The 9156-nt window shown below is 41.9% G+C and carries 9 protein-coding genes; 8 read left to right on the forward strand and 1 reads right to left on the reverse strand.

What is annotated here, in order from left to right; genetic code table 11:
• Positions 1-240: 240 nt before the first annotated feature.
• The 8 genes from ccpA to AAA939_RS09360 all read left to right on the forward strand — a co-directional run bounded on the left by ccpA (position 241) and on the right by AAA939_RS09360 (position 8640).
• Entirely contained in the window at positions 241-1251 is a 1011-nt protein-coding gene (gene ccpA, locus AAA939_RS09325; protein WP_338209888.1) for a catabolite control protein A, read from the forward strand.
• A gap of 121 nt (positions 1252-1372) precedes the next feature.
• The gene (locus tag AAA939_RS09330; RefSeq protein WP_338209886.1) at positions 1373-2239 is read left to right on the forward strand and encodes a TIM barrel protein; all 867 of its coding nucleotides are present in this window, start codon (positions 1373-1375) and stop codon (positions 2237-2239) included.
• A complete protein-coding gene (locus tag AAA939_RS09335; RefSeq protein ID WP_338209884.1) occupies positions 2232-2552 on the forward strand; it encodes a DsrE family protein in 321 nt (106 codons plus the stop codon). Before AAA939_RS09330 ends, AAA939_RS09335 begins: the two co-directional genes overlap by 8 nt.
• Before the next feature lie 222 nt (positions 2553-2774).
• Entirely contained in the window at positions 2775-3347 is a 573-nt protein-coding gene (locus AAA939_RS09340) for a hypothetical protein (protein ID WP_338209882.1), read from the forward strand.
• Positions 3348-3362: 15 nt separating this feature from the next.
• Positions 3363-4445, forward strand: a complete 1083-nt coding sequence (locus tag AAA939_RS09345) for a CAP domain-containing protein (RefSeq protein WP_338209880.1) — start codon at positions 3363-3365, stop codon at positions 4443-4445.
• 114 nt (positions 4446-4559) lie between these two features.
• Positions 4560-5675 (forward strand): CAP domain-containing protein, encoded by a 1116-nt coding sequence (locus tag AAA939_RS09350; RefSeq protein ID WP_338209878.1) that lies wholly within the window; start codon positions 4560-4562, stop codon positions 5673-5675.
• Positions 5676-6395: 720 nt separating this feature from the next.
• Positions 6396-7706 carry a tyrosine-type recombinase/integrase gene (locus tag AAA939_RS09355; RefSeq protein ID WP_338209876.1) on the forward strand — a complete coding sequence of 437 codons (1311 nt, stop codon included), beginning with the start codon at positions 6396-6398 and terminating at the stop codon, positions 7704-7706.
• 199 nt (positions 7707-7905) lie between these two features.
• A complete protein-coding gene (locus tag AAA939_RS09360) occupies positions 7906-8640 on the forward strand; it encodes a YebC/PmpR family DNA-binding transcriptional regulator (protein ID WP_338209875.1) in 735 nt (244 codons plus the stop codon).
• 91 nt (positions 8641-8731) lie between these two features.
• Here the strand turns inward: AAA939_RS09360 and AAA939_RS09365 are convergent.
• Positions 8732-9156 (reverse strand): transposase (locus tag AAA939_RS09365; protein ID WP_338225954.1); only part of this gene is annotated, 425 nt, incomplete at its 5' end.

Genomic DNA, 9156 nt, shown 5'->3' on the forward strand with positions numbered 1-9156 from the left:
TTGATTAATATAATCAAGTATAGCGCTGTTTCTTAAAAAAAGCTGAGAAAAATGAGCTGAAAATAATATTATCTTCGTTGTAAAATCTTGATTTTTGAAAACAAGTAAGGTATTATTTTCATGAAAGCGATTTCAATTAGTATCTTAAGTTGCATCAAGACCATTATTTTGCTATATTGGTTGATGTTGCATGAAAACGAATGAAAACATATCATATCAGCTAAGAAAGGGCTATTTTATATGGAAAAACAGACAGTAACAATTTATGACGTGGCACGGGAAGCCGCCGTCTCAATGGCGACAGTTTCACGGGTCGTCAATGGGAATCCTAACGTTAAGCCAGCCACTCGGAAAAAGGTTTTGGCGGTTATCGAACGCTTAGACTACCGGCCAAACGCGGTTGCCCGGGGCCTTGCAAGTAAACGTTCAACGACGGTTGGGGTAATTATTCCCGACGTAACGAATATTTACTTTGCTTCATTAGCACGGGGGATTGATGACATTGCGATGATGTATAAATACAACATCATTTTGACCAACTCCGACGATGCCGGCGAACAAGAAGTCAACGTGTTAAACACCTTGATGGCTAAGCAAGTTGATGGGGTGATCTTCATGGGTAACCACATCGATGATAAGCTACGGGCCGAATTCAAACGCGCTAAGGCACCAGTTGTTTTAGCTGGTACGGTTGACCCCGAAGGTGATACGCCAAGTGTCAACATTGATTACGCCGCCGCAGTTGAAGAAGCAGTGACGAACTTGATCAAACGTGGTCACAAGAAGATTGCGTTGGCTTTAGGTTCATTGAGCCAATCAATCAACGCTGAATACCGGTTGAAGGGTTATAAGCGCGCTTTGAACAAAGCTAAGTTACCTTATGACGACTCACTGGTTTACGAAGCAGGCTATTCTTACGATGCCGGGATCAAGTTACAACCCGTTATTGCGGATAGTGGTGCTACCGCAGTGTTCGTTGGTGACGACGAAATGGCTGCCGGAATCATCAATGCTAGCATGGAATCTGGTATCGACGTGCCTAACGACTTGGAAGTTATTACAAGTAACAACACGATCGTGACTCAGATTACTCGCCCAGCCATCACATCCATTACGCAACCACTCTATGATATTGGTGCCGTAGCGATGCGGATGTTAACTAAGTTGATGAACGATAAGGAATTAGAAGAAAAAACGGTCACATTACCATATGGGATTGTGCGCCGTGCTTCGACTAAGGCCGCAGAATAATTGAATCATGACGGTAGGTTGACCGGCTTCACGGCGGTAAGTCACAACTTAGCGTTATACTAGGTTTAGAACTTCGGTTCTGAACCTTTTTTGTTCAGTAACCACAGAGAGGATGGCTTAGATGGCGAAATTAGTATTACCGGCGCGCCCCGGAAAAGTTCAGTTAGGGTTAAAAGCGTCCGCACAGCCGGCACAGTTAATGAATCGATTACAGTACCGCCCGGAGGTGTTTGAGTTTTTCACCAGCTCGGCGGATTTTCAACCCGAACGGTTAAAAGCGTTGAAAGCGGCTGTGAAATTTGTTTTGGCGAACGTGACGGAAAAGGTGATCGTACACCACCCGATGAGCTATCAGGGGATCCATTTGGACCAATTACTTGATCCTAAACGGCAGCCAGAAGCTTATCAATTTTTACATGCTTCTACCGACCAATTATTGGATTTGGCGAATGACTTAGACGTCAAAATTTTGGTACATGGGGGCTACGGTGGCACCGAACTATTAGACCAGTACCCATCAGTTGCGGCCGCCCGGACGGTGGTTCTGAGTCGCTTAGACGAACTTGTGCGGCAGGCCAACGGGCACGTGATGATTGAAAATGGGATTACCCCTAGTTTCATGTACGGCGACCCGCAGTTGGATGAACAGTTGATCCAACACCACTTTCCATTAGTTTGCGATTTGAGTCACGTCTTTATTGGGTTGCATGGCGACATGGAACTGACAATGCTAGCGTTAAAACGGTTGGTGCCGTTGATTCAGCATTATCATTTAGTTGATTCACTTGGTCAGCAACATGATAGCTTACCCCTTGGACGGGGATTGATTGACTGGCAGCGGGTGTTACCAGTGTTAAATCCACACGCAACGATGATCTATGAAGTTCCTGACGAGACGGACGCGACTTGTGCGAACATGCTCAGCAGTTATCACTACTTACGTGACATGGAGACCCGTGTGATTGAGGGGGAGCGGTCGCATGAGTAACGTCGTTATTCACGTAGATGAGCCGCAAAAGGTAGCCATGGCAATCAGTAATAGTCGCAACTTTTTGGCGTTGCGCCCCACTAGTACGCTGGTGATCGTGGTCAATGGTCCGGCCATTGCGACGTTAACCACGGGGGCGTGGGATGCTTTGTTGACCGAGCTGCCCCAAGTTGAAGTCGACGCCTGTCAAAATGCGATGCGGAGTCATCAGCTGGCAGCGGCGGACTTACCAACGGGCGTGACCATCGTGCCGGCGGGAGTGGTGCGGCTAGTTGAGTTACAGGAGCAGGGCTACGCTTATTTGAAACCGTAACTAAGATAATTAAGCCTCATAGCTGGCGGATGTTTGTCACATGATGCTGGTAATTAAATTTCAAAATTGTTTAAGACGGTGTGGTTGTTATAACCATGTCGTCTTTTTGTGTCATTTTTGATGATGAAATGGGCATTTTAAAAATAAAGCGTCAACGATTGATTGTTGATATATAATTATTTTAATAAACGATTTTGAAATCGTTATTTTGGAGGAAAAATTATGAAATTAAGTCAAGTAGGGCTCATTGCTTTATCAGTCATGACAGTCAGTTCGTTAGCGGTAACGGCTACACCAACGGTTGCCAGTGCAAAGACGTACAAGATTAGCAAATCAGTATTGAGAAATAAAAATAAGATGCTGGCTAAAACGAAGGGGATGCACCAAAGCACCGGTGTATTATTGTTCACTCAAACATCGAAGAAAAACTTGAAGATTGCTGAAGGATCAGGGCCATCAATTAATGTCATTAATTATAAGATTAAGCACCAGAAGGTTAAGGGCAGCAAAATGACGTTTACCGTAACGCCAAAGTTAAGTAAGGCTATGAAAAAGTACGGGTTAGCCAAAGGTAAGGGAACATTGACGATTCAGCGGACTGGTAAATCAACCTATAAAATTCCTAAGATTTATGTCGGTAAGGGCTTTCACCGGCTTAACGCGAATAAATTCCAGCTCTATAATGAATGGATTAAGCCCAAAAAGGTTAGTGAAAAAGGCTTTAAACTAATGACTAAAAAGCAACTACGTAAAGTTGGAAGCGCTCAGATGATGATGCGGGATTACTTTAAGTAGGCGGGATAAATGACTATGAAAAAATCCACAAAGTTTACATCGGCAGCCCTAGTAGCAGTTACTGTGTTGGGTGGTAGCGTTTTGGCGCAACCGACAAATGCAACGGCCAGTTCCGCTTATAAGCGGAATAAAATCACTAAGGTGAAGGCTGAAAATTATTATTCCATGGGTTCCAAAGGCTGGACTTACGTGTTCAAAGGCAACGCGAAGCACTTAGTGTTAAAACATAACCATAAACTGGCTAATTATAAGAAGACGACGTGGGTCAGCACAGCCAAAACGACCCTGACTAGACACGGTCAGAAGTATTTGTATTACTACGTCACTAATACAAAGAATAACGCCAAGGGCTGGGTCTGGAATGTGCATCTGCAGGCCGGCAAGAATTACCAATCTAGTAAAGTTACCAACTTTAAAGGGACTTATCAGCGTAAAAAGTCAGGAAAACTTTACAAAATAACTGGTTCTAAGAAATATATCAAGCTGAGCCATGGTAGCAAGTTAGCGAATAACGTGAAATACACAGCTAGCAAGAAACGTACGATCTATAAGAAACGCAAAGCTTACAAGTATTATTATGTGACCAATAAGACCACTAAGCAAAAAGGCTGGGTTTGGAGTAGTTATCTAACCAAGTACGGAAAAAGTGGCACGGCTAATACAGCTTCCAACGATGCCAATGAAGTATATAACGCTAAAGTGGTTGTTTCTGATGCCATTAAAGTTTTGAATCGGGATCGCGCCAAGCGTGGACTTAATCCAGTAGTTTCTGACGATACATTGCAAAAGATAGCTGCTGCACGTGGACCACAAATGAATGTTGAATTTAATCACTCGTACAAAGGAACTAATGCGAGTTCAGTTTTAGCTAAGGAATACGGTATCTATGATAGTTACTATGCGACGGAGGATTTGATTGCAGTTTCCTCATCACATGCGACAAATTTAGATACGGCTACGGACTTAATTGAAGGTTTTCAAGGGGATGCCCATTGGGGTGATTTAATGAATCCGAGCTTCACTAAGGTTGGAATTGCATTGACTGAGATTACGGACGAACCGGGAGGATATTATGTGGCGGTTGAGTTCGGCTTTTAAGTTGTTGTGTGAAAAAGAGTGTTTCATGGTTGCGTAAATCTTTCTAACAAGGTAATTGATTGCTGACCATTAATCCGAGCTTTGGTTTTGATCTAAAAAGGGGACACATTAGAAATGAAGTTTGAAACGAAATTAGGGGTAGTTGCACTGACTGTAGTTGTGCCAGTGGCAAGCGTGTTTTATCCAACCACGGCACAAGCCAGTGGAAAGATTTCACGCTCCAAAGAAGTGCTGGTAAGCGCTAAATCATATTATTCGACTAGTAACAAAGGTCGCACTTATAAGTTCAAGGGGAGTGCTAAGCATTTAGTTTTAAAGCACAATCATAAGCTATCCAATTACAAGACAACTACTTGGACACGTACCAAGAAAACCACGATTACTAAGCATGGTAAAAAGTATTTATATTACTATGTCCGAAATAATAAAAATGGCGCTAAAGGTTGGGTCTGGCATAAATATTTGAAGGCTGGTAAGAACTATCAGTCTAGCAAGGTTACAAGTTTTAGTGGTACTTACCAGGCCAAAAAGCTAGGCAAGTTTTACAAGGTAGCTGGCTCAACCAAGTATGTTAGATTCAGCCAAGGGACTAAGTTAGCTGGTAATGTAAAGTATACAGTTAGCCAAAAACGTACCATTTACAAAAAGGGGAAAGCTTACAGGTATTACTATGTGACTAACCCAGGGACTAAACAGCAAGGTTGGACTTGGAATGGGTACCTAACCAAAGTTAATAAATCAAGTTCAAACAGTCAAACAGGAAGCTCCACAATCCAAGGTAGCAGTTCAGCGACTTCAGGAAGTTCATCAAGTTCATTACCAGAAGGCAAATTAGACCCAGCGCAAGTAGCCAGTCAAGCGGTGACTACTTTGAATAATGAACGGGTTAAATTAGGATTTGTTCCATTGAAAGTAGATGGAGCCTTGACTAAGGTAGCAAATGTTCGAGCAGTTCAATTAGGGACTGAGTATGACCATTACTTTAATGGGGTGGATGCAGGTAATGTCTTAGCAAAGCAATATGGGGCAGATAGTTATTATATGACTGAAGATTTAACCATGACAAGTGGGTATAATGAAAATCCAGCGGTGGATTTAATTTATGGGTTCAAGTCAGATTCCCATTGGAACGACTTAATTAATGTAAGTGCATCTACAATTGGTATTGGATTAGCAGAAGACCCAACAAATCCAGGAGCATATTATGTAGCAGTAGAGATGGGCTTCTAAGGATACCGAACCGAGTAGCACCATCTAATTAAGTTTCAAGCGAGGGGCAATCCAGCAATGGGGTGCTTTTTGTTTTACCTTAGAATTCCCCATTCAAGAATAAAATAAAGAAATTCACACGAACAAGTGATGACCGGTTGGAATACATTGTTTAGATCAAACTAATTATCTTGCTGTTAAACATTGATTTTTTTAGCCCAACACTTTTTCCCTTAGGATTTAGGCCGGTCAATTGCTAAGATTATTTCTGTTAAGTTGACACCCCCGACAGAGCGCCACACAGGCGTTTCAGAACTCTTTAGTATAATTATTCCAGACCGATACCAAGAGGCGACACATGGCCGGACAAGTGCCATACGATTCGAATAGGGTGTGTTCTTAGTTACCATGGAGTTCAGGGTTAGGGATTACCTATGAGGGCCGGCTTGACAGTGTTTCAGACTAGATGGCGATTTCTAAGAAAGCAATAAAGTGACCGATTAATAATTATATAGATGACCAATTACAATAATTAAATATGACTAATATGTTAGGTGGAGAGTCATTGGCATCGCCAATTGGTGGTGTCTTTTTACTACTAACGATAGCTTTTTTGATCCAAATCAGCGGTGATTACGTGCAATAACAAAAGGTGATAAGAATTGATGAGAAGTTAGACGACGAACAAAAAAATGAGAGTTACATTGGACACAACAATGAAGCAAAGGCAGGTAATTGGTTATGATGAAAGCAGCTAAAGTAGCAAAAATGACCCGTGAAGGAAAGGTATGGATTGGTAAGACAACTAGTGGTGTGATTAAGGGGTTCAAAGGTGGCCTGTTGTTTAAAATCCGTTTTAACAACAGTCATAGTTGTCTGGTTAATCGCCGTAAATGGGTATATGAAGATTTGAATAAGGCGCAGGCTACTAAGGAATGGGAAGAATGGTCAGCCAAGGTTAAGGCTGAATTATATGACGTGGAAGCTGTTCACAAAGAAGTAGTACCAACCTTTGCAGAACTGGGTGTCAAAGATGGACCGTGGTATTCAGTTGCTAAAACTGATTATTTTGCAAGTCCTGCTAGCTTTAAGCACGTGGCAAGTAAAGTAGTTAAGCTAGCGACTGAAAAACGTTTTGAATGGTTTGCAAGTCTAGCGGTGGATAAGATTACTTTAAATGATTGCCAGGCTTTAATGGAAGAACTTATGCGCGATTACCATAAAAGCTACAGTGTTCGGGCGCGGTATAAGCAAGCAGTCAGTTCAGTGTTCAATTACGCAATTGAGCGAGGCTTTGTGTTACTAAATCCAAACCAAACGGTGCGTCTAGAAACGAAGACTGAGAAACGCAAACGAAACGAGAAACATCATGTTATTGCATTGACTAAGAAAGAGTTTGCTGCAACGTTAGATATGCTTAATCAGGAGAAAAATATTACTAAACGGGTGTTACTACTGACCGCTTTTAAAACAGGTATGCGTCGGGGTGAAATTATTGGTTTGACTTGGGACGAAGTTCATTTAGGCGAGAATCCTTACATTAAATTGTCACATGGATGGGTTGATAACAAAAAGGACAACGCTGATGACCAATCCGGATTGATTACTATTGGGACTAAAAATGGTAAGGGACGGATTGTCCCAGTCACACCGGATTTAAAGCAAGCATTACTAGAACTGAAAGAACAAACTACGCACAAGCAATGGGTAATGGGGAATGGTCAAGAGTATGATTTCGTATTTTGCCATCCTAAGACAACCAGTCGTCAAGCAATATATGAAGGTTGCTACTACAGTGCCAATATTGCTGATCGTTGGTGGAATGAACTAAACCATAAGCTAATTGCTTCAGGTGCGGTCAGACAACGAATTAATTTCCATAAAATTAGAGCGACTGCACTGACAAATTATGCTAGCAATCCTAACTTGTCTATCGATGATGTGCGTCGTATTGCTGGGCATTCGGATATGCAAACGACCTTAAAATATTATGTCAAGGAAGATGATAACTATATGAAGAAACTGGGCGCAAAGATGATTGAAATTAGTTAGGCCAGACGAAATACAGACTACTAAGTTAAAAACGTCAAGTTGACGTAAGTGGAAAGGTGGTCAAAAGCTTTCCAAATCACTTGTACAATTAAAGCAAGTGACTCGGGTCTAGACCTTGAAATCGCTTGATTTTTTTGTTATTATACTATGCGTATGTTTAAACATAAATCGATATTAATTTAAGAAAGAAGGAGTCACAATGTCAGGACATTCAAAGTGGCATAACATTCAAGGGCGTAAAAACGCTCAAGATGCTAAACGTGGGAAGATTTTCCAAAAAATCTCTCGTGAACTATATATGGCTGTTAAAGCCGGGGGTCCTGATCCAGATTCTAACGCAGGATTGCGGTTAGTAATGGATAAGGCTAAAGCTGCCAACATGCCTAAAGACAATATTAAACGGGCGGTTGATAAAGGTAGTGGCTCCGGTGCGGAAAACTACGAAGAAGTTACCTACGAAGGCTACGGCCCTGGTGGTATCGCCGTTCTGGTTCACGCATTGACTGACAACAAGAACCGGACTGCTGCTGCCGTTCGTTCAGCATTTACTCACCATGGTGGTGCGTTAGCTGCAACGGGTGCGGTTAGCTACATGTTCGAGCGTAAGGGTTACATCGTGATTGCTCGTGAAGATTTAGACACGGATGAAGACACGATGTTAATGGATGTTTTAGATGCCGGTGGCGATGACTTACAGTCTAGCGACGAAGCATTTGAAATTTACACCGACGCTAAGCAGTTGGCCGAAGTTCGGGATGCTTTAGAGGAAAAGGGTTACAAGTTGGAAACGGCTGAATTAACCATGATTCCTGAAAACTTGACCGACGTTCCGGAAGATAAAGTTGAAAAACTACACCATATGATTGACGAATTAGAAGATAACGACGACGTATCAGAAGTATACGAAGCCGCTAACTTCCCAGACGAAGACTAATCATATTGAACGGGTGTTATTTGATCATTGAATGATGATTAAAGGCTCTTTGTCAACGGCTGTTGATGAGGAACTTTATGAGGAAACCAATTCATTTTCGAATTGGTTTCCTTTTTTTGTTCTGAATTGTAAATTCAATCCGAATTCGTGTGTAAAAACGCGACCAATTTTTGTACCCGTACGCCGTCCGTTTGATTTGCTTTATTTTGCGATTAACGCCCTCTAAAGGGCCATTGGAGTAGGTACTTGCCATCATGTTTTTAATTAGAGACAGATGTTTACGATAGGTTTTAATGGTTGTTTCAAGCTGTGAACTGACTTTGTCAGTTCTACTTAAAGCTTCGATGAAACGTTGGTAATCTCTGGTTCTTAACGCATCCACTAAAGCGTGCGCTGTAAAGTAAGTATGTTGAAAAATTGGATCCAGTTCTAAGCCCTTTAAGATTAACTGTTCTTGAGTAAACCAGTCTTTTAGATGCGTAAACCATTGTGGTTTACGTGTTTCTAGATTTGAAT

The organism is Lactiplantibacillus paraxiangfangensis (assembly GCF_036246185.1).
GTDB lineage: Bacteria > Bacillota > Bacilli > Lactobacillales > Lactobacillaceae > Lactiplantibacillus > Lactiplantibacillus paraxiangfangensis.